This window comes from Bacillus marinisedimentorum, assembly GCF_001644195.2.
GTDB lineage: Bacteria > Bacillota > Bacilli > Bacillales > Bacillaceae_O > Bacillus_BL > Bacillus_BL marinisedimentorum.
On sequence record NZ_LWBL02000046.1, the window covers coordinates 1 to 21,194 of the forward strand.

The 21,194-nt window shown below is 46.1% G+C and carries 18 protein-coding genes; 14 read left to right on the top strand and 4 right to left on the bottom strand.

What is annotated here, in order from left to right; translation table 11 throughout:
* Positions 1-227: 227 nt before the first annotated feature.
* The gene (locus A4U59_RS14095) at positions 228-707 is read right to left on the bottom strand and encodes a GNAT family N-acetyltransferase (RefSeq protein ID WP_342670199.1); all 480 of its coding nucleotides are present in this window, start codon (positions 705-707) and stop codon (positions 228-230) included.
* A 170-nt stretch (positions 708-877) separates the two neighbouring features.
* Here A4U59_RS14095 and A4U59_RS14100 point away from each other — a divergent pair, with 170 nt between their 5' ends.
* The 6 genes from A4U59_RS14100 (at position 878) to ppsA (ending at position 10,138) form a co-directional block, all read left to right on the top strand.
* Positions 878-2,773, top strand: a complete 1,896-nt coding sequence (locus A4U59_RS14100; RefSeq protein WP_066174118.1) for a PrkA family serine protein kinase — start codon at positions 878-880, stop codon at positions 2,771-2,773.
* 72 nt (positions 2,774-2,845) lie between these two features.
* Positions 2,846-3,028 carry a hypothetical protein gene (locus tag A4U59_RS14105; protein ID WP_066174121.1) on the top strand — a complete coding sequence of 61 codons (183 nt, stop codon included), beginning with the start codon at positions 2,846-2,848 and terminating at the stop codon, positions 3,026-3,028.
* Between the two features lie 236 nt (positions 3,029-3,264).
* Positions 3,265-4,437 (top strand): sporulation protein YhbH, encoded by a 1,173-nt coding sequence (yhbH, locus tag A4U59_RS14110; RefSeq protein WP_066174123.1) that lies wholly within the window; start codon positions 3,265-3,267, stop codon positions 4,435-4,437.
* Positions 4,438-5,011: 574 nt separating this feature from the next.
* Positions 5,012-5,815: a TerC family protein gene (locus A4U59_RS14115; RefSeq protein WP_066174126.1), complete on the top strand. Its 804-nt coding sequence runs from the start codon at positions 5,012-5,014 to the stop codon at positions 5,813-5,815.
* Positions 5,816-6,144: 329 nt separating this feature from the next.
* Complete coding sequence (locus A4U59_RS14120; protein ID WP_066174128.1) at positions 6,145-7,317, top strand: MFS transporter; 1,173 nt, start codon at positions 6,145-6,147, stop codon at positions 7,315-7,317.
* A 460-nt stretch (positions 7,318-7,777) separates the two neighbouring features.
* Positions 7,778-10,138 carry a phosphoenolpyruvate synthase gene (ppsA, locus tag A4U59_RS14125; RefSeq protein WP_066174130.1) on the top strand — a complete coding sequence of 787 codons (2,361 nt, stop codon included), beginning with the start codon at positions 7,778-7,780 and terminating at the stop codon, positions 10,136-10,138.
* Positions 10,139-10,465: 327 nt separating this feature from the next.
* Here ppsA and A4U59_RS21405 read toward each other — a convergent pair whose 3' ends face one another.
* Positions 10,466-10,636, bottom strand: a complete 171-nt coding sequence (locus A4U59_RS21405) for a hypothetical protein (RefSeq protein ID WP_157888191.1) — start codon at positions 10,634-10,636, stop codon at positions 10,466-10,468.
* 197 nt (positions 10,637-10,833) lie between these two features.
* Between A4U59_RS21405 and A4U59_RS14130 the strand changes: the two genes are divergently transcribed.
* Positions 10,834-11,169: a hypothetical protein gene (locus A4U59_RS14130; protein ID WP_066174131.1), complete on the top strand. Its 336-nt coding sequence runs from the start codon at positions 10,834-10,836 to the stop codon at positions 11,167-11,169.
* Positions 11,170-11,217: 48 nt separating this feature from the next.
* Here the strand turns inward: A4U59_RS14130 and A4U59_RS14135 are convergent, their stop codons facing one another.
* Together A4U59_RS14135 and A4U59_RS14140 are read right to left on the bottom strand one after the other, a co-directional pair.
* Complete coding sequence (locus A4U59_RS14135; protein WP_066174167.1) at positions 11,218-11,679, bottom strand: DUF948 domain-containing protein; 462 nt, start codon at positions 11,677-11,679, stop codon at positions 11,218-11,220.
* A gap of 375 nt (positions 11,680-12,054) precedes the next feature.
* Entirely contained in the window at positions 12,055-12,309 is a 255-nt protein-coding gene (locus A4U59_RS14140) for a GlsB/YeaQ/YmgE family stress response membrane protein (RefSeq protein WP_066174134.1), read from the bottom strand.
* 288 nt (positions 12,310-12,597) lie between these two features.
* On the opposite strand from A4U59_RS14140, the gene A4U59_RS14145 reads away from it, so the two are divergent.
* The 7 genes from A4U59_RS14145 (at position 12,598) to A4U59_RS14170 (ending at position 21,058) form a co-directional block, all read left to right on the top strand.
* Positions 12,598-15,876 (top strand): efflux RND transporter permease subunit, encoded by a 3,279-nt coding sequence (locus A4U59_RS14145; protein ID WP_083270859.1) that lies wholly within the window; start codon positions 12,598-12,600, stop codon positions 15,874-15,876.
* 84 nt (positions 15,877-15,960) lie between these two features.
* Entirely contained in the window at positions 15,961-16,872 is a 912-nt protein-coding gene (locus A4U59_RS14150) for a TetR/AcrR family transcriptional regulator (protein ID WP_066174137.1), read from the top strand.
* Positions 16,873-16,998: 126 nt separating this feature from the next.
* Positions 16,999-17,472, top strand: a complete 474-nt coding sequence (locus tag A4U59_RS14155; RefSeq protein ID WP_066174140.1) for a CBS domain-containing protein — start codon at positions 16,999-17,001, stop codon at positions 17,470-17,472.
* Positions 17,473-17,719: 247 nt separating this feature from the next.
* Positions 17,720-17,896 (top strand): hypothetical protein, encoded by a 177-nt coding sequence (locus A4U59_RS21410; protein WP_157888192.1) that lies wholly within the window; start codon positions 17,720-17,722, stop codon positions 17,894-17,896.
* Between the two features lie 121 nt (positions 17,897-18,017).
* Positions 18,018-18,680 (top strand): HAD family hydrolase, encoded by a 663-nt coding sequence (locus tag A4U59_RS14160; RefSeq protein ID WP_066174144.1) that lies wholly within the window; start codon positions 18,018-18,020, stop codon positions 18,678-18,680.
* Positions 18,681-18,871: 191 nt separating this feature from the next.
* Positions 18,872-20,410, top strand: coding sequence for a bifunctional GNAT family N-acetyltransferase/carbon-nitrogen hydrolase family protein (locus tag A4U59_RS14165; RefSeq protein WP_066174172.1), 1,539 nt, complete (start codon positions 18,872-18,874; stop codon positions 20,408-20,410).
* 87 nt (positions 20,411-20,497) lie between these two features.
* Positions 20,498-21,058, top strand: a complete 561-nt coding sequence (locus tag A4U59_RS14170) for a glycerol-3-phosphate responsive antiterminator (RefSeq protein ID WP_066174147.1) — start codon at positions 20,498-20,500, stop codon at positions 21,056-21,058.
* Positions 21,059-21,194: the final 136 nt, after the last annotated feature.

Sequence of the window (21,194 nt, forward strand, 5' to 3'; positions counted from 1 at the left end):
GGCCATTTCCCGCCGTACACGCCGACTTTCACGCCATAACCTGGCATTTCCCGCCTAACACGCCAACCATCACGCCAAACCAGCCGACCTGCTCTTTAGATTGCCCGGCTCCGAGCGCCAGCGGCTAGTGCCCTAAGCGGTTCGCTCTTATAAAGAAAAAGAGCCCTCTTCAAAAGAGTGCCCTATTTATTCACACACCGCTAACCTGTACTCTCCGCATTTCATCTCTATTTAATCTTCAGCATCATTTCAAGGGAGTTCAGGCGGTAGCCGAGGAATTCCTCTTCGAATTCTTTTACTGGAATGAACCCTTTGCCTTCATAAAACATCCTGCCTTTTTTGTTTTCTTTTTCAACAACGACTGAAAGGGTATTGGCGTTGAGCCGTTTAATGCCTTCTGTCAGCATCCTTGAGCCGATGCCTACGTGCTGATAGCCGGGCAAAATATAGATCGCATCCAGTTCCGCGCTTGACCCGCTGTTTTTGCGGGTGATCTGAATATAGCCGATTACAGTTTCACCCTGGTCAGCAACAAGCATCGTACTTGCTTTCATTCTTTTTTCAAGCATTTCACGTGAGTAGGCAAAATCAAGAAATTCATCCTGGACTTCCTTGGGGATGATGTCCCGGTATGTGTCTCTCCATGTTTCTTTCGCCACTTTGTATACTCCATCAATGTCACTTGCAGTCATAGGCCGAATAATAATGGCAGGTGCCCCCTTTGTTCCATTATTTGTCCATTATAGCTGATATGGAACTGCTTTTAAAAGTCAGAGGTGTTGTAAAACAGCTAAATTATCGCGAAGGAGCATGTTTGAACCGCACTCCGCATAGAGTTTAGTATAGCCCAGCACCAGCAAAACAGAAGGAGGTCCACATGGATATTTTAAAAAGAATCGAGAGCTACAGGGAACAAGAAGAGCGCCTGAAGTGGGAAGGTACCTTCGCGGAGTATCTCGAAATCTTGAAAGAAAAGCCGTGGGTTGCCCAAACTGCTCATTCACGAGTTTATAATATGATCAAAGATGCCGGAATTGAAGAGGTAGACGGCCAGAGGCAATACAAGTTTTTCAGCGGGCAGCTTTTCGGCCTTGAAGAAGCACTTGAGCGTCTGGTTGAAGAGTATTTACATCCGGCAGCCAAACGCCTTGATGTTCGCAAACGCATATTGTTGCTGATGGGACCAGTCAGCGGCGGTAAATCGACACTTGTTTCAATGTTGAAGCGCGGGCTTGAACAGTACTCGCGGCATGAAAATGGTGCTGTTTATTCGATTAAAGGATGCCCGATGCATGAAGACCCGCTCCATTTGATTCCGCATCACCTTCGGGAGGATTTCCACCGGGAGTACGGCATCAGAATCGAAGGGAACCTGTCGCCTCTCAATACGATGAGACTCGAGAAGGAATATGGCGGGCGCATTGAAGACGTCATAATCGAACGGATTTTCTTTTCTGAAGATAAACGGGTCGGTATCGGGACATTCAGCCCTTCTGATCCAAAGTCACAGGATATCGCCGATCTGACAGGAAGCATCGACTTTTCCACAATAGCGCAATATGGTTCGGAATCAGATCCGCGCGCCTACCGGTTTGATGGTGAATTGAACAAAGCCAACCGCGGAATGATGGAATTCCAGGAAATGCTGAAGAGTGACGAGAAATTTTTATGGCATTTGCTTTCCTTGACCCAGGAAGGGAATTTCAAGGCTGGCAGGTTCGCGCTCATTTCAGCGGATGAACTGATTGTCGCCCATACGAATGAAGCGGAATACCGGTCATTCATATCGAATAAGAAAAATGAGGCCCTGCACTCAAGGATCATTGTCATGCCGATTCCGTACAACCTAAAAGTGACTGATGAGGAACGGATTTATGAAAAAATGATTCAGGAGAGCGAAATGTCCCATGTCCATGTTGCGCCTCACACGCTTCGGATTGCGGCCATGTTCACGATTCTGACCAGGCTGAAGGATTCCACCAAGCCGGGGATGGATCTTTTGAAAAAAATGCGCCTCTATGACGGAGATCTTGTTGAGGGCTTCAATCAGGTGGATGTGAAGGAATTGAAGGCGGAACATTCCGATGAGGGAATGAGCGGCATTGACCCGCGCTACGTGATCAACCGGATTTCATCTGCCATCATCCGCAAGGACGTCGCTGCCGTAAATGCCCTTGATGTACTCCGCTCACTGAAGGAAGGTTTGGATCAGCACCCATCCATTTCAAATGAGGACAGGGAGCGGTTCTTGAACTTCATATCGGTCGCCCGCAAGGAGTACGATGACATCGCCAAAAAAGAAGTGCAAAAAGCGTTCGTGTACTCTTATGAGGAATCCGCGAAAACATTGCTCGATAACTACCTTGATAATGTTGAGGCATACTGCAACAAAAACAAACTGCGTGATCCTTTGACAGGGGAAGAAATGAATCCAGATGAAAAGCTGATGCGTTCCATCGAAGAACAGATCGGCATTTCTGAAAATGCGAAAAAGGCGTTCCGTGAAGAAATCCTCATCCGCATTTCGGCATATGCGCGGAAAGGAAAGCGCTTTGATTATAATTCCCATGAACGGCTGAAAGAAGCGATTCAGAATAAACTGTTTGCCGATTTGAAGGATGTCGTCAAAATTACAACATCCACGAAAACACCTGATGAACAGCAGCTGAAAAAGGTAAACGAGGTCATTTCGAGATTGATTGATGAGTACGGGTATAACTCCGTTTCAGCCAACGAATTGCTGCGCTATGTCGGCAGCCTGTTGAACAGGTAAGGAAGCCGCCTCATTCCCAGAAAGGTTATTTATAATGAAATAGGGGGAATAGGGAAACTGAGGTGATTACAAATGAACAAAAAAAGGCAAAAAAAGATGGAAACGTATAATGGCAATATGATCAATGATGAAGAAGAGTTAGTGGAACACAGTACAGTGATGAGACACATGTCCACGAATGAAGACGTTAAAAAGCTGGATAAGGAACCCGATCCGATACAGCATACGCGCAACGAACAGAAAGATGATGAGTAACAGTTAGCCCCCTGCCTCAAGTGAATGAAGCAGGGGGCTTTTATTTTCATCTGTGCGAACCATTGTCAGAATTTTTAGCAATTTTTTCTTGCTTTTGCATAAGATAGAGTATCCTACCTTCCGCCAGAAGGCAGGGCAGGACTGAAGGAGGAACCGCCCCCTTATCCAAGGAGCCGGGTGTACGTTCACACCTGGTGAGAGGTGTTCCCCTTATTTTGATAAAGGAGGGAAACGGTATGTCGGAAAACGATAATATGAGTTTTGCGATTTCACAAGAAGACTGGTCCCTCCACCGTAAAGGCCATGATGACCAGCAGCGGCACCAGAGAAAAGTACAGGACGCCATAAAAAACAATCTACCAGATCTCGTATCCGAAGAAAACATCATCATGTCTAACGGCAGAGATGTCGTCAAAATCCCAATCCGATCACTAGATGAATACAAAATCCGCTATAACTATGACAAAAACAAACATGTTGGCCAGGGAGACGGCGACAGCCAGGTGGGGGACGTTGTAGCGCGTGATGGAAGCAGTGAGCAAAAGGCAGGCCCTGGAAAAGGGAAAGGTGTCGGAGATCAGCCGGGTGAAGATTATTATGAGGCGGAAGTTTCGATGTTGGAGATTGAGGAAGCGTTTTTCAAGGAACTGGAGCTTCCGAACCTCCAGCAAAAGGAACAGGATGAAAATACGATTGAAGATATAGAGTTCAACGATATCCGCAAAACCGGCTTGATGGGAAATGTCGATAAAAAACGGACGATGCTCGCCGCCTATAAACGGAATGCGATGGAAGGAAAGGCATCCTTCCAGCCGATTTACCCGGAAGACTTACGCTACAAAACATGGAATGAAATCCAAAAGCCCGACTCCAAAGCAGTCGTCATTGCCATGATGGACACCTCGGGTTCGATGGGGCTGTGGGAAAAGTATATGGCACGCAGTTTCTTCTTCTGGATGACAAGGTTTTTGAGAACCAAATATGAAACAGTGGAAATCGAATTTGTAGCCCATCATACGGAAGCGAAAGTAGTCTCTGAAGAAGATTTTTTCTCCAAAGGCGAAAGCGGCGGAACGATTTGCTCGTCTGCATACCGTAAAGCACTTGAGTTGATCGAGACGAAATACCAGCCGTCACGCTATAACATCTATCCGTTCCACATATCCGATGGTGATAACCTGACATCAGATAATGCACGGTGTCTCAAATATATCAAGGAAATCATGAAAGTCTCCAACATGTTCGGCTATGGTGAAGTGAACCAGTATAACCGGCATTCGACCTTGATGAGCACTTACAAAAATGTCGATGAGGAAAAGTTCCGTTTCTATGTTATGAAAAAGAAGAGCGATGTGTTCTATGCGATGAAGCACTTTTTCAGCAATGAGGAAGAAAAGGCGGTAATGTAATGCCGAAATGGGCCTGCTTATGCGGGCCTGTTTTCATGGAAAACAACACCATTAAAGCATGGTGCCGGCCAACGGCCTCGGGACGCTCCATTTCCGTGGACGAATCATCAGGCTCACTATTTCGCACCAGGAAATAAGAGTGCTGTGCCGAAACTTAAGCAATGCAGCCAGCGGTTTTGGAATAGATGGGTTGAATTCTGGTCAGGGCAGCCGCGAAATAAAAGATTGACGTTTTTGAGAAAAATGGATAATATATTTATTAAGATGGATACAGGTAATAAAGGGGAGTAGCTTTTACAGTAAAGTCGTCATTTCAGGGAAACCTCGGCTTTACTGGCAACTCACGTTGTTAGCAAGACCTTTGCCGCCAGAGGCATAGGTCTATTTTTGTGGCCTTCGCCGTAATGGGCGGGGGCCTTTTTTCGTGGAAAAGACACTTTCCGTCAAGCGGATCCCAGGAAAACATGTATGAATCGGCTGGCTGCAGCAGCTGCCCGGAAATGTCTTTTTACAAAAGCTACTCCATCGGATTATTAACGGGGCCTCAGATGATGCCCGGTAAGGGGGACAAAAAATGGAAGCAGGTTTGCTGCTTGAGTATGGCTGGGTTTTACTTGTATTAATCGCTCTGGAAGGACTGCTTGCCGCTGACAATGCGCTTGTGCTGGCAATTATGGTAAAACATCTTCCGGAAGAAAAAAGGAAGAAGGCACTGTTCTACGGACTTGCCGGTGCGTTTGTGTTTAGATTCGCTTCACTGTTCGTCATTTCATTCCTGGTTGATGTATGGCAGGTGCAGGCGATTGGCGCCCTCTATTTGCTGTTTATTTCAATTAATCATATTGTCAGGAAAACAATAAAAAAACAATCAGAGGGGGTAGACAATCTTAAAAAAACGAAGGAAAAAAAGCCATCCGGGTTTTGGGTAACTGTCATTAAAGTCGAGCTGGCTGATATCGCGTTTGCAGTCGATTCCATCCTGGCAGCGGTCGCACTTGCCGTTGCACTGCCGGCTTCAGGACTTCCGGCAATCGGCGGATTGGATGGCGGAAAATTCCTCGTCATATTCGCCGGCGGTTTGATCGGCTTGATCATCATGAGGTTTGCGGCGAACTTTTTCGTCACACTGCTTCATAGAAGGCCCGGCCTGGAAATCGCAGCCTTTATGATTGTCGGATGGGTTGGTGTGAAGCTTGCCGTGTACACACTTTCGCACCCCGCCCTTGGTGTTTTATCAGAGGCGTTCGCTCATTCAACGGCATGGAAGGTCTCCTTCTACGCTGTCCTCGTGTTGATCGCACTTGGAGGCTGGCTGTTTTCAAACGATAATGCGGAGAAGGACCAGGAAGTTAAGGAATTACAGCAATCTGAAGTATAATACTGGAGAGAGGCGGCTTGAAGGGAAGAACCTTTTCGAGCCGTTTTTTTACTGTATAGAAATAAATTTTCTGCAGGGAAGTGTTCAGACGCAGCGGCCGATTTTAAAAATATAGGCAAGGGCACCTGGCCTGAAGACTCATCAATCGGCGATTTTCTTTACACTATAAAAATAGTACCTTGTCCGGAAAAGATAAAGAGATTTACCCTTTTTCTATAGTAAAAAAGTTGTTCTGCCCCTATTTCCGTTTTATAATGGCAACATACAGTAAAAACCGGCATATTAGACGATACATAGCCAGCTGTTTTTCACTATTGGAGGTTCTTATAATGGATAATAAAAAAGCACTGGCCATTCTTTTTTTGGTCATGTTCCTGGTAATGGCCGGTTTCGGCATTATTATACCCGTCTTGCCTTTTTACGCAGAGGAGATTGGAGCAAACCCGACAGAGCTTGGGCTTCTTATGGCGGTATACTCATTTATGCAGCTATTATTTGCTCCGGTATGGGGGAAGATTTCCGATCGGGTCGGCCGCAAACCTGTCATCATGATCGGCATTTTCGGACTGGCCGTTTCATTTTTCCTTATGGCCATTGCCACTGAGTTATGGATGCTGTTCGCGGCCAGAATCCTAGGAGGGTTTCTATCCTCGGCCAACATGCCGACGACAATGGCTTACGTTGCAGATGTGACATCAGATGAAAATCGCGGAAAAGGAATGGGGATCATCGGTGCCGCTATCGGTCTCGGATTTGTGTTCGGGCCTGGTATCGGCGGCGTCTTTGCCGAATACAGCCTGAGTGCTCCTTTTTTCCTTTCCGGCATTCTTTCACTTATAACCTTCCTTGTCGTGTTATTTGTATTGAAGGAATCGCTTCCTCCTGAAGCACGTACAGCCGAAGGCAGCAAACGAGAATCACGCTGGGCGGCTTTTAAGGGCGAAGTGACGATTTTGTATATCCTGCAATTGTTCGTTTCGTTTTCCCTGGCAGGCCTTGAAGCGACTTTTGCTTATTTTGCCGCTGAAAGAGCAGGGCTTGATGCTAAGTCACTCGGATATATTTTCATGATTATGGGTCTTGCAGGCGCTTTTGTACAGGGGGGCCTGGTTGGCAGGTTGACAAAGCGTTTCGGTGAAGGGAAGGTGATCCAGGGCGGAATCATCGTTTCCGCCATCGGATTCGGGCTTGTACTGCTGGTAAATGATTTTACAACGGCAGCGATATACTTGACGATATTCGGCATCGGTAACGGTGTTATCAGGCCGAGTGTATCTTCTTTGATCACAAAAGAATCTCATGCAGGTTACGGATCGGCTACCGGACTCCTTTCTTCGTTTGATTCGCTGGGACGCATTGCAGGGCCGCCGGTAGGTGGATGGCTGTTTACGATTGCCATTGGACTGCCCTACATTTTTGGGGTCATCATTTCAATTGGCGCCCTTATGCTGTACGCTGTCTATGCCATCCGAAATAACAAAAATGAACCGCACGCCGTATAATGAAAGGCAGGAAAGCATTCATAGCTTTCCTGCCTTTTTTTGCAGTATAGAAGCTTGTCAACAGGAAATGTTTCTATACAGCGGCCTAATCTAAGAATGCAGGTATGGGGTGCTGTGCCGCTGTGTTAGCCTGGAATCTCGCCAATTATGAGTTTTCTTCATTATTGGCTTTGTGCATTTCATATGGTGATATAAAAAACACTGGAGTTAAAACTGTAAGCCGCATGAAATCATCCGGTTTTTAACGCTCTGTCATATTGGAATGTCCATTTACGAAAGGGGAGACAGGGGAAGTTGATTCCCATGTCAACGGAGGGCTCAAAGTGTAACTTAGACATCCTTATTAAAAAAATGAGCAATAAGTATGTCACAATTGATTTAAATAGTATATAATATTAACCAGGTTCAGATGATGAGTATCATAATTCAATGAAAATAAAGATCAGGAGGGAATGGAAGAATGATAGGCCATAAATTTATTTTAGGATTCGAAGACATCGGCAAAGAAGATATTCCTAAAGTTGGCGGTAAAGGTGCCAACCTCGGAGAATTGACTCGGAATGGGATTCAGGTGCCTCCTGGTTTTTGTGTGACATCTGATGCATATATTGCTTTTATTGAAGAAAGCGGGCTGCAGGAACGAATCAAGGAAGCATTGGAAGGCCTCGATTTTGAAAACACGGACATCTTAACAGAGAAAAGCCGGGGGATTCGCAGTCTTATAGAAGAAACACGCACCCCTGATCATTTAAGGGATGAGATTGTAAGCGCTTATGAAGGTTTCTGCCAGACCGTCGGACAGGACAATGTCCAGGTAGCTGTCAGAAGTTCCGCTACAGCTGAAGATTTACCTGAAGCATCGTTTGCCGGCCAGCAAGATACATATCTTGAGGTAGCCGGCACTGACGGGGTGCTTGAGCATGTCAAAAAATGCTGGGCTTCCCTCTGGACAGCCCGGGCCATCTATTATAGGGAACAGCAGGGCTTCAATCACTTTGATGTTGCGCTGAGTGCTGTCGTACAAAAGATGGTGAACAGTGAGAAATCAGGTGTCATGTTTACCGCTAATCCAATTACACATAACCGCAACGAAATCATGATCAATGCAAGCTGGGGACTTGGCGAAGCTGTCGTATCCGGAATGGTATCTCCGGATGAATATGTAATCGATAAAAAGAGCCTGGAAATGACCGAAAAACATATTGCCAATAAAAATGTCATGGTTGTGAAACGTGATCACGGCAATGGGACGGTTGAAGTATCTGTAAAAGACTATCTCGGTTTCGAAAAGGTGAAGGAACAATGCCTTACTGCAGAAGAAATTGAAAAACTGGCCAGTCAGGCTGCTGAAGTAGAGAATGTGTACGGCCAGCCGCAGGATATCGAATGGGCATATGACGATGATACGAAAGAGTTATATATTTTACAGGCGCGGCCAATCACAACGCTGAAGGGGGAAGAGCAAAAAGATATGGAAGCGACAAAACAGACAGAAGAACGAAAGGTACTTATAAAAGGACTCGCTGCTTCTCCGGGAATGGCAGCCGGAAAGGTGCGCAAAGTCAGGGATGTCCCTGAATTCGCCAAAGTGGAAGAAGGAGATATTCTCGTTACGACGATGACGAATCCGGATATGATCCCGGCAATGAAACGGGCGGCAGCCGTCATTACTGATGAAGGCGGAAGGACCTGCCATGCGGCTATCGTTTCCCGGGAGCTCGGCATACCATGTATCGTAAGCGCAAACCATGCGATGGATGTGCTGGAGGATGGTTCGGAAGTGACTGTCGATGCGATTCGCGGGGTTATCTATAAAGGAAGAATGATGCAGGAGGAGCAGAAGGCAGAGACTTCCGCACAGGGCCAGCAGGCATTTGACACGGCGCTGCTTGAACAGCTGACGGCCCCTGTCACGGGAACAAAACTGTATATGAATCTTGGCGAGCCGTCTGTCATCAATAAATATAAGCAGCTTCCTTTTGACGGAATCGGGCTCATGCGGACTGAAATGATTTTCAACGATTACGTGCAAGCCCATCCGATGTACCTGCTTAAAACGGGGCAGGGCGACTTCATGATCGACAAACTGGCAGAAGGGATTACAACAGTCGCCCAGGAAATCTTCCCGAAGCCGATCGTTGTCAGGCTTAGCGATTTCCGCACAAATGAATTCCGCGGATTGAAAGGCGGGGAGGAAGTCGAGCCGGTCGAACATAACCCGATGATTGGCTGGCGCGGTGTATCGCGTTATATTTCTCCAGAATATCGCGAAGGATTCAGACATGAATGCCGGGCAATCAAAAAGGTCCGGGAAGAATTCGGCCTGACCAACGTATGGGTAATGCTTCCGTTTGTCCGCACGACATGGGAACTGGAAGAAGCAAAGAAAATCATGGCTGAAGAAGGTCTTGTCCAAAACCAGAACTTCAAGCTGTGGATTATGGCAGAAGTGCCTTCCGTCATTTTTGCAGCCGAAGAGTTTGCACAGCTTGTCGACGGCTTCAGCATCGGAAGCAACGACCTCACTCAGCTTGTTCTCGGCATCGACCGGGATTCTGGCATCCTGAACCGCATGGGCTACTTTGATGAAAGGGATATTTCGGTGAAACGGGCCATCCAGACACTCATAAAGGCAGCGCATAAACACGGGAAAACCGTTTCAATTTGCGGACAAGGGCCATCGCTGTATCCTGACCTTACCGAGTTTCTTGTGGAAGAAGGGATTGACAGCATCAGTGTGAATCCGGATACCGTCTCATACACAAGAAGGCTGATTGCACAGGTTGAACAGCGATTGATTTTAAAGAAATTGCGCGGGTAATGAATGACAGAACAAATGCGCAAGGCGGCCGTTTAGCGGCGTACGCATAAGCGGGGGTACCCGCAGGGAGGTGCTCTTTCCTCCCGGAGCGGATCACCGCTTATGACGATAGCCGCTGGCGGCTGGAGCTGGACGATTCCCTTCCGGCTTTTTATCCACAACGGTTACATGGTATAATTTCCTTAACAATGAAAAAAGGCTCCGGTCAATGCCGGAGCCTTTTTGTTTTGCTTATAGGGTCTTATTGATTTATAAGGTTTTACCAGTGGCCCCGAAACGATAAGTATGGGACGTCAGGTGTGCAAGGTCCGCTGACAAATTCATACCTCACATGGCAAACTTGTACACAGCGGCTGGCTCAGGTGATGATTCGATCAGGTCAATCTGCTTTTGAAGTGAAAACATAATTTGAAAGTTTTCCTCTTCGGGTGTTTTTGGGATTTCTTCGATGATGATTTTCATCCCGCTTCGATGATAAAATTCGAAAGAATAAACCATTCCTATATCCCACCCCTTTAATTTGTTCACAAGATTATTTTATATTAAATTTTCTGAATAATCAATATCCTTGATTGATGTGTTGTTAATTAATTCCTTTTTTAAGAGAATAGACCCATATGAAGCGAATGTAAAACAGAGCGTTTTCGTTTGAAATAAGGGAAAAAGGGAAAATCATTTCAAAAGGAGGAGATGGAATGGCAACTGATAAGCAGAAGTTCGCACTTGGATTATTGACCGGCGGGGCCCTTGTTGCTGCTGCCGCCGTTACTTCGTTAAAAAGCGATGCAAAAGAAAATAACGAATCACTCAAGCAGGAAACACAGGATACAAAGGAAGAAGCGAGCGAAATGTTTCATCACAGTAAAAGCGGCGTCAAGCAGTTTGTTACAGGAGTAAAAGAGGAAATTTCTGATTGGCGCGATGAAACGAAGCCAGTACAACATCGGCTGAATGACCATCTCCAGGAAGTAAAAGAGACTCAAAAGGAACTGAAGAGTGAACTGAAGCATTCAAACCAGCAGGCAAATTAAAGCATACAAAAAGGCTCCATTTCCGGAGCCTTTTTGTATGCTTTATGATTATTCGTTAATTGGCTGGTAGACTTTAGGGAGATTGCGCTGTTTATTTTTGCCGAACTCATCCTTGTATCGTTTATACATAGACATTCCAGCACTGCCCCATTCAAGGGCTTTTGCAATCGTCCTTTTATTTGAAGTCGTTTTGTTCGAAACCGTTTCACTCACTTCTTCAATTGAATGATTGACAGTCTCCAGTGCATCGCCGACTTTTTCAATCGATTCGGCTACAGGAGTCAAACGCTGAGCCTGCTCTTCAATTCCGTCAGCAAGTTTATTTGTTTTATGAAGCAAGACGGTTGCCTCGGTCGTAATGCCATTGATCTGCTGATCGAGCCCTTCTGTCACCTCAGCTACATTTTCAAGTGTCTTTTCCGCTTGTTTAAGTACCTTAACTAGATATACAACAAGGCCGGCAAATGCCAGAGCAGCAATTAATGCAGCTAAATATCCTATCCACTCCATGATTTTCACTCCTTCGATGTTTTGGTATACATATCCCCTTGAATCCACTCTTTTAAACTTCCTGGGGCATTCAGGTGTTTGTATTGCCAACTTGAAAACACCAAGCTCAGATCAAGTTGCTTGCTGCTAACCCGACGCAAAACTGCTCGGCAGATGCACCAAGCCCCGCTCACTATTCGTTTCAGAATCTCGAGGGATGTATCCACAGTTTTAACTTTAACTTATCGAATGCCAGGTATTTAAGCAGGACACCCGGCTGCTTCTCGTAAAGATGTTTATAACGATGGACAAATTATTTTCAGGTTAGCAAATCATAAAAAACGGTGCCGCTGAGGGCACCGTTTTTTATCTATCATAACGAAATCATATTCGCAGTTATGCTTTTGCGGCAGCTTTCATCACTGCACTTACAATCAGAATCAAGACGATAGCACCAATCAGGGCAGGTACAATCGCAAAGCCTCCGACTGTTGGACCCCAGCTGCCAAGAATGAGATCACCGAGCCATGCACCGACAAAACCAGCTACGATGTTCCCGATGATTCCTCCTGGTAAGTCACGTCCAACGATTAAACCGGCTAACCAGCCAATGATACCTCCAATAATTAGAGCCCAAATAAATGAAAGCATTTTGTTTATACCTCCTTTCGAATTTGTTTTTTGTATATCCGCCTTTCGGAGAGTGCAAACATGTTTTTTTACAAATAACGGGAAGGAAATAACTTGATGTCTTGCTTCCATTTGGGTATAGTAGAACAGTGGTGACCAATTGGTCATATGGGTTTTGATAGCTTATAAACAAAAGAAAACCTTCATTTATCAAGTGTTGAAACGTAAGAAGCCATAAACCTGGATTTGATAAAGATGACCGTTTAGTCATATATGATAAACTGTGTATTTTTGAAAGGGGAAAAAAATATGAGAATCAGTAAGTTTTCGATTCGCCGCCCGGTTTTCACACTGGTGACGATGGTCCTCGTTATCATTTTGGGCGGAGTTTCGCTGTTGAATATCCCTCTGAAACTAATTCCTGATTTAAACCCTCCTGTCGGTGTTGTTGTCGCAAATTATCCGGGGGCAAATCCTCAGGAAGTGGTCGAGGAGGTCTCGAAGCCGCTTGAAGATCAATTATCTACGCTTCCTGGATTGAAAAGGATAACATCAACATCCCAGGAAGGTGCAAGCTTGACAGTTATGGAGTTCAGTTGGAGTACAACAATAGATGACGTGGAGACAGACATCCAGAGCAGGGTTGATCAGACGAATCTTCCGGATGATGTGAAGAACCCCCGTTTTATGAAATTTGATCCATCCCAGTTTCCGATTATCCAGTTGTCGCTGACTGCCGGAAACAATTCAGATGAACTTGATGATCTTGCTGAAGAGCTGGAGCAGGAACTGACTAAAGTCGAAGGTGTTGCAAGTGTCGATATGTCCGGAATCACAGTGAAGGAAGTAAAAGTTCTTCTCGATCAGGATGAAATGACAAAGTATGGATTGACACAGGATGATGTCAAAGACGTAATCCAGGCCAACGACGTCTCCATGCCGGGCGATACGGTGAAAAACGGTTCAAAAGAACTGACAACACGTGTCCTGTCGGCATTGGACTCGGTCGATACGTTGAAATCCCTCAACGTCGCAGTCAATCCGGCCAATGGTGAAAAGGTGAAGCTTCAGGATATCAGTACAGTTAAAGTTGAACCTGTCGAGTCAGATGTTCTGACGAGAACGAACCAGGAGCCATCTGTATTATTGAGTGTTTTGCAGCAGACTGATGCAAACACAGCGGAAGTGTCTGAAGCATTCCAGGACCGCCTGGATGAACTTCTGGAAAAAGAAAAGTACGAAGAAGTGGAAGCGGCGGTTCTGTTCGACCAGGGTGACTTTGTGGAACAGGCAATCGGGAGCATGGCAAACGCTTTGATCCTTGGCGGCCTTTTTGCGATGATTATCCTTTTCCTGTTCTTGCGCAGCGTGAAAAGCCCGATTATTATCGGAGTAGCCATTCCGTATTCGGTCATCGTCACATTTGTGCTCATGTATTTTGCGGATTTCACACTCAATATTATGACGCTTGGCGGACTGGCACTGGGAATCGGCATGCTTGTCGATAATGCGATTGTAGTCATTGAGAATATATACAGACACCTATCGATGGGGAAAGACCCGAAGACTGCGGCGAGTGATGGTGCTGCTGAAGTAGGCGGGGCCATTACAGCATCAACGTTAACAACGGTTGCTGTGTTTTTGCCGGTGGTGTTCATTACCGGCATTATCGGAAACTTGTTCAAAGAGTTTGCGCTCACAATCGCATTCAGCCTCTTTGCATCACTCGTTGTTGCGCTGACTGTTGTTCCGATGCTCGCCAGCCGATGGCTGAAAGCGCCGAAGGAAAACATTGAAGAAAATAGACAGAAGAGCACGTTTATGACATCACTTGATTCAGCGATAAAATGGGCACTGAAACATCGCGTTATCGTTCTTCTCGTTACATTTCTGCTGCTTCTAGGCGGAGGATACGGTGTTTATACAGTAGGCACCCAATTCCTTCCGACAGTAGATGAGGGATTTTTCACGATCACGGTAACCGAGGAAAATGGAACATCCCTTGAGGAGACGGACAATACAATTTCTGCGATTGAAAATATACTTGATGGCAAAGAAGAAATTTCAGAGTACGTCAGTCTTGTCGGCACTACGCAAAATGATTCGTTTTCAGGAACCGGTTCGTCAAGCAAGGCTGAAATTTATGTGAAGATGGTCGATATTGACAAACGGGAATTATCGACAGCTGAATATGCTGATGAACTGGAGAGAGATGTGAAAAATGCAGCTGGAGATGCCGAAGTTAATTTCAATCTTCAATCTTCAACCGGAACATCGCCGAACACGCTTGTTTTTCATGTCAGGGACACTGATGAAGAGAGGCTGACAAATACAGTTACGGATTTAACAGACTCGATTCGTGAAATTGACGGTGTAAAAGAAGTGTCGAACGATGAAGTGGATACAGTGGAAGAAGTTCAGATCACCATAGATAAGGATAAAGCATTCGATAACGGACTGGCACCGGCACAGGTAGCAATGGTCGTCAATAATGTGACACGCGGCACAACAGCATCCCGGATGGAGATGGGTGGTAATGAAATTCTGGACGTGACGGTCAGTTATCCCCCGGACGTGACGGAAAGCACGGATAACTTGAAGGATATTCAAATCAAGAAGTCTGACGGTTCCTATATAGCCCTTGATGAAGTCGCTGAAATTGAGACTGGAACAGGCCCGGTTTCAATCAACAGGATCGATCAGGAGAAAGCTGTCCAGTTCAATGTGAAGTATACAGCCGATTCATCTCTTGGCGACATTTCTGCACAGGTGGATGAAAAGATCGAGGAACTTGACTTGCCGGAGGAAACTGAAATCACGTACACAGGGGATCGTGAACTGATGGAGTCTTCCATTCAGGATCTTGGCAAGGCCTTCCTTCTCGCAATAATTCTTGTGTATTTAGTTATGGCTGCACAGTTCGAATCATTGAAGTATCCGTTCGTCATCATGTTCACTGTGCCGCTGATTGTGATTGGCGTATCGATTGGCCTTACGGCAACCCGGACCCCCGTTGGCGTGACAGTAGCAATCGGTTTGATTGTGCTTGCCGGAATAGTCGTGAATAACGCCATTGTCATTGTCGACTATATCAATCAGAAAAAACGTGACGGCCTTAAGACATACGATGCGATCGTCATCTCGGTTAAGGACAGGACACGTCCTGTATTGATGACAGCCCTGACGACTATTCTTGGCTTGATACCACTCGCCATTGGGCTCGGTGAAGGGACGGAAATGCAGCAGCCGATGGGCATCACAGTTATTGGCGGTTTGATTTCAAGTACATTCCTGACACTGTTTGTCATCCCGGTTGTATACAGTTACTTTGATAAACAGACAAGGCGGATGAATAAAAAGTACGTCACACCTGATGGTCAGTTAATTCCAGCTTATTTGCTTGATGAGCGCGAAGATAAGGCCGATAAGGGCGAACTCGCAAGGCAGGATGAAGACATGAACAATTATCCTGTTTCCGACCGCACCTACACACGGGAAGAAATGGTTGATATGCTGGAAGATCTCGTCTATTCATTAAAAAGGGGGCGCAGGCATGGGAATGACCAGGATGAAGACCGGGATGAGTAAAGCCGAGCTTCATCCGCTGTCAGGTTTGGTTCAGATGACAGTTTGCTTCCCGGCAGCATCCGGTGGGAAAGAGGAGGAGCTGGTATGAACGAAAAAAAGCAGCTTGTCATCAATACGGCTATGAAGCTGTTTGCACAAAACGGCTACCACGCCACCTCCATGCAGGAAGTTGCAGATAAATGCGGAATAGCGAAAGGGTCGCTTTATAATTATTTCTCATCGAAGGAAGACCTCCTTTTGTCTGTTTATCAATATTATTATAATTTGATGAGAGGCAACATCTTGAAAGCTGTCGAGGAATCAGGGTTGCAGCCTTTGGAACGGCTCCGCTTGAAAATTGAGATGCAGCTGAAGGAACTGATGCGTTACCGTGATTTTATTCAGATGCAAATGCGCGAACAGGCATTTCCCATCAATGAAGAAATCAGTGCCTTTTTACTGAAAACGAGAAGTGACACGCTCAACTGGTATGCTGAACATTTGATTCGGATATACGGTGAACGGATGCGAAGCCATGCGTATGATGGAGCGGCACTTCTTAGCGGCATTCTGAAGGAATACGTCGGTTTCATCATCTTCGACCGGCAGACAATTGATATCCATCGGCTGTCTTCCTTTATCGTGAACCGTTTCAATGATATGGCGCTTGGCCTGATGGAGGAGCCGGATATCATCCTGGGAACAGACACTGTGCAGAAGTTCCTTGATGTCACTCCTTTTGAAGAACAATCAGAACTGCAGCAAGCCCGCGATCTTGCGGAAAAGCTTACTTATGAAATTAAGGACCTTGACCTTGCCCCTGAATTGAAGCGGCATCTCCTGGCGGCCGCTTCCAGGCTGAAGGAAGGGCTGAGAGGCAAATTGACGGACAAGGACTTTGTGGAAATCCAGCAGCATCTCCTTACCGTCGCTTCTTCTGGCATTCCGGAACTGGCAGCCTGCTGGGAGCCTATCATCCCCCTTTTGCGGCAGTTGCAGAACGGCAAGCGAAAGTGAGGGAGTTAAATGCCAGGCAATTGCCTGGCACTGTTATGTAAACTTTTTGCAGCATAGATTTACAAATTTTTCTCCCCATAATCAACTCGCAGTTCGAACATAATACTGCTGAAAGGGGAGTTGATGATGAGAAGCACAATTCGAGAAATGATGTCCAAAGACGTTGCGGCCGTCACAACGGACCAGTCCATCCAGGAAGCTGCGGCTTTAATGAGCCAGTACAATGTCGGATCCCTTCCGGTTGTCCAAAATGGACAAATCAAGGGTATCGTAACGGACCGTGACATTACGCTCCGTTCTACAGCTGCAGGTAAGGATACGCATGTACCTGTATCACAGGTAATGACATCACAGGTTGTGTCGGCAACTCCGGAGATGGATATGGATCAGGCTGCACAGCTTATGTCCCAAAACCAGATCCGCCGCCTGCCGGTTGTGGAAAACAACCAGATTGTCGGTATGGTCGCCCTTGGCGATATGGCTGTGAAACAGCCCTTCCAGGATGAGGCGGAAGAGGCCCTTGCCAGTATTTCTGTCCCGACAAATTCCCAGAGCAAGCCGGCCCAGTCCGGGCAAACGAATGGACAGCAGTTTCAATAACCCTTTTTCAGAAGGAAGCATCCGGTGACGGGTGCTTTCTTTCATGTAACAGCGAAACAGAGAGTGATTAAAATTGGAAGCACATAAAAAATCGGAATGGTGGACAAAAAAATTTTGGCTGTGGAATAATATAATGTAAATGCAGGGGAAACCGCTTCTGTATTGAACTTAAGCAGTGCAGGACCTAATCGACGCCGAATGATGTTTACTGGCCGGTGTCTTGTATGGAAACGGGTGTTCGGTATGTATGAAGCGGATGCCGTTTGGCGCGAAACAAGGGCAATTCCGCGTGAAAACAGGCGTTTGGCGTGAAACAGACCACATGCGGATTGAAAACTGCGTATCAAGGCGTGTTAAGCTGCCAATTTGCCATGAAACAGCTGAGTTATGGCGTGAAAACGACACATTGCCGGGAAGAGATTAGACGCCTTGCGTGAAACTGCCTCAGCTGCACGTGGATTTCTCTGTGGATGGTGTGACCCCCCGACTCTAATACTTGAAAGTAGTCTTTTTTTCATAAATCTTTTACGAATAAGGTGAAAAATATGATAAAAGCAGTTGTATTTGATTTTGATGGATTGATTTTTGATACAGAAACCCATGAATATAATGTCCTTCAGGAAATTTTTAAGGAACATGATGCCGAACTTTCGATGTCCGTCTGGGGGAAAGTGATCGGAACCCAGGCCGGGTTTGATCCGCTCGCTCATCTCGAAGAACAGGTCGGGAGAAAGCTGGATCGGGAAAAATTCAAAAAAGAAAGGCAAATCCGCTTTAACGAAAGGATAAAAGAAGAGGGGCCGCTCCCCGGTGTCGAAAATTATATTGACGGCGCAAGGGACCTTGGGATGAAAATCGGGCTCGCTTCAAGCTCGCATTATGACTGGGTGTCTTCCCATTTGACCAATCTCGGGTTATACGATCGGTTTGACTGCATTAAAACCGCGGATGATGTAGAAAAAGTAAAACCGGATCCGGCATTATATCTTGAAGCGGCTAAGTGCCTTGGCGTCAGGCCGGAAGAAGCTCTCGCATTTGAAGATTCCGCCCATGGAGCAGCTGCTGCGAAAAAGGCGGGAATGTACTGTGTCGTCGTACCGAACGCCGTCACGAAACATCTTGAATTTGGTGATAACATTGACGACTGCCTCGATTCCATGGCTGAATTGGAGCTTGCTTTACTGATTAACCGGCTCACAGGCCAATAACCGGTTCGCAAAATTGGCAAAGACTGCTTCTTTTTTAGCCGGTTGAATCGCAGCGCCTGCCAGCAGGAATTTAGGAAGCCTTCAGGTTAGAGACTAGAAAGTAAAGGGTATTTATAAAGGAATACATATGTCTGCAGGAGAACCGACTGTTGCCTGGCCTGCTTTGCCGGGCTATGAAAGGATTGGAAACTATGTCAAAGCTTGATCTTTCAAAATTTGAAAAGAGCATTATTGTTCGAAATATTAAAAAAGACGATATCAATGAAATTCTCGAACTGCAGAAGGTCTGTTTTCCGGGAATGAAGCCTTGGAAGCATGAGCATCTTGAAAGCCACATCGAAACCTTTCCGGAAGGCCAGTTTTGTGTGGAATTCGAGGGGGAAATCATCGGGTCCTGCTCAAGTTTGGTCGTCAATTTTGACGAATATGATGATCGCCATACGTGGGATGAGATTACGGATGAGGGATATATTACCAACCATGATCCTGATGGCTACAACTTATATGGCATTGAAGTGATGGTTCATCCGGAATACCGGGGTATGAATATCGGACGCAGGCTGTATGAGGCGCGGAAAGACCTGGCCAGAAGGATGAATTTGAAAAGCATCATCATCGGCGGAAGGATTCCGAATTATTATAAGTACGAAAAAGAAATGACACCGCGTGAGTATGTAGAGAAAGTCATTGACCGTTATATATACGATCCCGTCCTGTCCTTCCAGCTGATGAATGGATTCAATGTGATGAGGATTAATCCGAACTATTTGCCTGATGATAAGGCTTCGCGCCGCTATGCGACGCTTATGGAATGGAACAACATTGATTACCGGACGAAAACGCGCCGCCATTTTAAGACCTCTTTCCCGGTGCGGGTCATGGTCATTCAGTATATGATGAAAAAGATTGAATCCTGGGAGGATTTTGCCCGCCAGGTTGAATACTATGTTGATGTGGCAGCTGATTTCGGTGCGGACTTTGCGGTATTCCCGGAAATTTTCACAACCCAGCTCATGTCATTCCTTGATGAGAAACATCCGAGCAGGGCAATCAGAAAGCTGACCACCTATACCGAGGACTATATCAACATGTTCACAGAGCTTGCCGTCAAATACAATGTGAATATTATCGGCGGTTCTCACTTTGTGGAAGAGGATGAAAAAATTTATAACATCGCTTATCTTTTCCGCCGCGACGGCACGATTGAAAAGCAATACAAAGTGCATGTCACCCCGAATGAAAAACGATGGTGGGGTGTCAGTGAAGGCAATGAAGTCCGGGTGTTTGACACCGATTGCGGAAAAATTGCGATCCAAATCTGTTATGACATTGAATTCCCTGAGATGGCCCGGATCGCCACCGACAAGGGTGCCAACATCATCTTCGTTCCATTTTGCACGGATGATCGCCAGGGGTACTTGCGGGTCCGGTATTGTGCGCAGGCCCGAGCTGTTGAAAATCAAGTGTACACGGTCATTGCCGGTACGGTCGGAAACCTTTCCGAGGTTGAAAACATGGATATCCAGTATGCCCAATCGGGCATTTTCACCCCTTCCGATTTTGAATTCGCCCGTGACGGTATCGTGGCTGAGTGCAATCCGAACATTGAAACAGTGGTCGTAGGGGACGTGGACCTTGAAGTATTAAGGAGGCAGCGGAAATCAGGAACAGTGCGGCACCTGAATGACCGCCGCCATGACCTGTTTGAAGTGAAGTATCATAAAAAGTAATGCCAGCAAGCACCGGGATTCCGGTGCTTTTTATTCGTATCAGCGGCAAGCCCTTAGCAGTTCAGGGAATAGAGAGGAGCAATTATCATGCCAATTGATGGACAATCAATCTTGCCGGCCATCAGGAAAATGAAGGAATTTGAGAGAACCCTGACAAGCCCCTATACTTACATCGTGCTTCTTGACAGTCATATCGGCCAGTTGAAAGGCATTGCCAGGGAAACCGCCCGCCATAATAAAAAACTCATTCTTCATGCCGATTTGATTCAAGGATTGAAAAATGATGAATATGCAGCTGAATACCTAATTCAGGAAATCAAACCGGCCGGACTCATTTCGACAAGGGCTTCGGTCATCCTGAAAGCGAAACAAAAAGGAGTGCTTGCCATCCAGCGTATGTTTTTGCTGGATTCAACCGCATTGCAGACAAGCTATAAGCTGCTTGAACGGACACAGCCGGACTACATTGAAGTTCTCCCGGGAGTCATGCCGCATATCATCAAGGAGGTGGCCTTAAAAACGGGCATCCCCATTTTCGCAGGCGGTTTTATACGGACACCCGAAGAAGTTAGCCATGCACTTGAAGCGGGTGCTGTTGCGGTCACGACATCAAGAAAAGAACTGATTGATCATTTCAAAGGCAGGTGACGGGGTATGAAGGGAAACGTGTTTTCCGTGCCTATAAATGGTGGCATGCCGACATTACAGGCATTGAATCAAAGTTCAGCGCCAATAATGAGCTGACAGAAGAAAATATCTACAGCTGCGTTTGACAGAGCCTTTT

Coding starts and splice junctions, on each gene's coding strand:
- A4U59_RS14100 (WP_066174118.1), top strand. CDS start 878: ATGGATATTTTAAAAAGAATCGAGAGCTACAGGGAACAAGAAGAGCGC.
- A4U59_RS14105 (WP_066174121.1), top strand. CDS start 2,846: ATGAACAAAAAAAGGCAAAAAAAGATGGAAACGTATAATGGCAATATG.
- yhbH (WP_066174123.1), top strand. CDS start 3,265: ATGTCGGAAAACGATAATATGAGTTTTGCGATTTCACAAGAAGACTGG.
- A4U59_RS14115 (WP_066174126.1), top strand. CDS start 5,012: ATGGAAGCAGGTTTGCTGCTTGAGTATGGCTGGGTTTTACTTGTATTA.
- A4U59_RS14120 (WP_066174128.1), top strand. CDS start 6,145: ATGGATAATAAAAAAGCACTGGCCATTCTTTTTTTGGTCATGTTCCTG.
- ppsA (WP_066174130.1), top strand. CDS start 7,778: ATGATAGGCCATAAATTTATTTTAGGATTCGAAGACATCGGCAAAGAA.
- A4U59_RS21405 (WP_157888191.1), bottom strand. CDS start 10,636: ATGGTTTATTCTTTCGAATTTTATCATCGAAGCGGGATGAAAATCATC.
- A4U59_RS14130 (WP_066174131.1), top strand. CDS start 10,834: ATGGCAACTGATAAGCAGAAGTTCGCACTTGGATTATTGACCGGCGGG.
- A4U59_RS14135 (WP_066174167.1), bottom strand. CDS start 11,679: ATGGAGTGGATAGGATATTTAGCTGCATTAATTGCTGCTCTGGCATTT.
- A4U59_RS14140 (WP_066174134.1), bottom strand. CDS start 12,309: ATGCTTTCATTTATTTGGGCTCTAATTATTGGAGGTATCATTGGCTGG.
- A4U59_RS14145 (WP_083270859.1), top strand. CDS start 12,598: ATGAGAATCAGTAAGTTTTCGATTCGCCGCCCGGTTTTCACACTGGTG.
- A4U59_RS14150 (WP_066174137.1), top strand. CDS start 15,961: ATGAACGAAAAAAAGCAGCTTGTCATCAATACGGCTATGAAGCTGTTT.
- A4U59_RS14155 (WP_066174140.1), top strand. CDS start 16,999: ATGAGAAGCACAATTCGAGAAATGATGTCCAAAGACGTTGCGGCCGTC.
- A4U59_RS21410 (WP_157888192.1), top strand. CDS start 17,720: ATGAAGCGGATGCCGTTTGGCGCGAAACAAGGGCAATTCCGCGTGAAA.
- A4U59_RS14160 (WP_066174144.1), top strand. CDS start 18,018: ATGATAAAAGCAGTTGTATTTGATTTTGATGGATTGATTTTTGATACA.
- A4U59_RS14165 (WP_066174172.1), top strand. CDS start 18,872: ATGTCAAAGCTTGATCTTTCAAAATTTGAAAAGAGCATTATTGTTCGA.
- A4U59_RS14170 (WP_066174147.1), top strand. CDS start 20,498: ATGCCAATTGATGGACAATCAATCTTGCCGGCCATCAGGAAAATGAAG.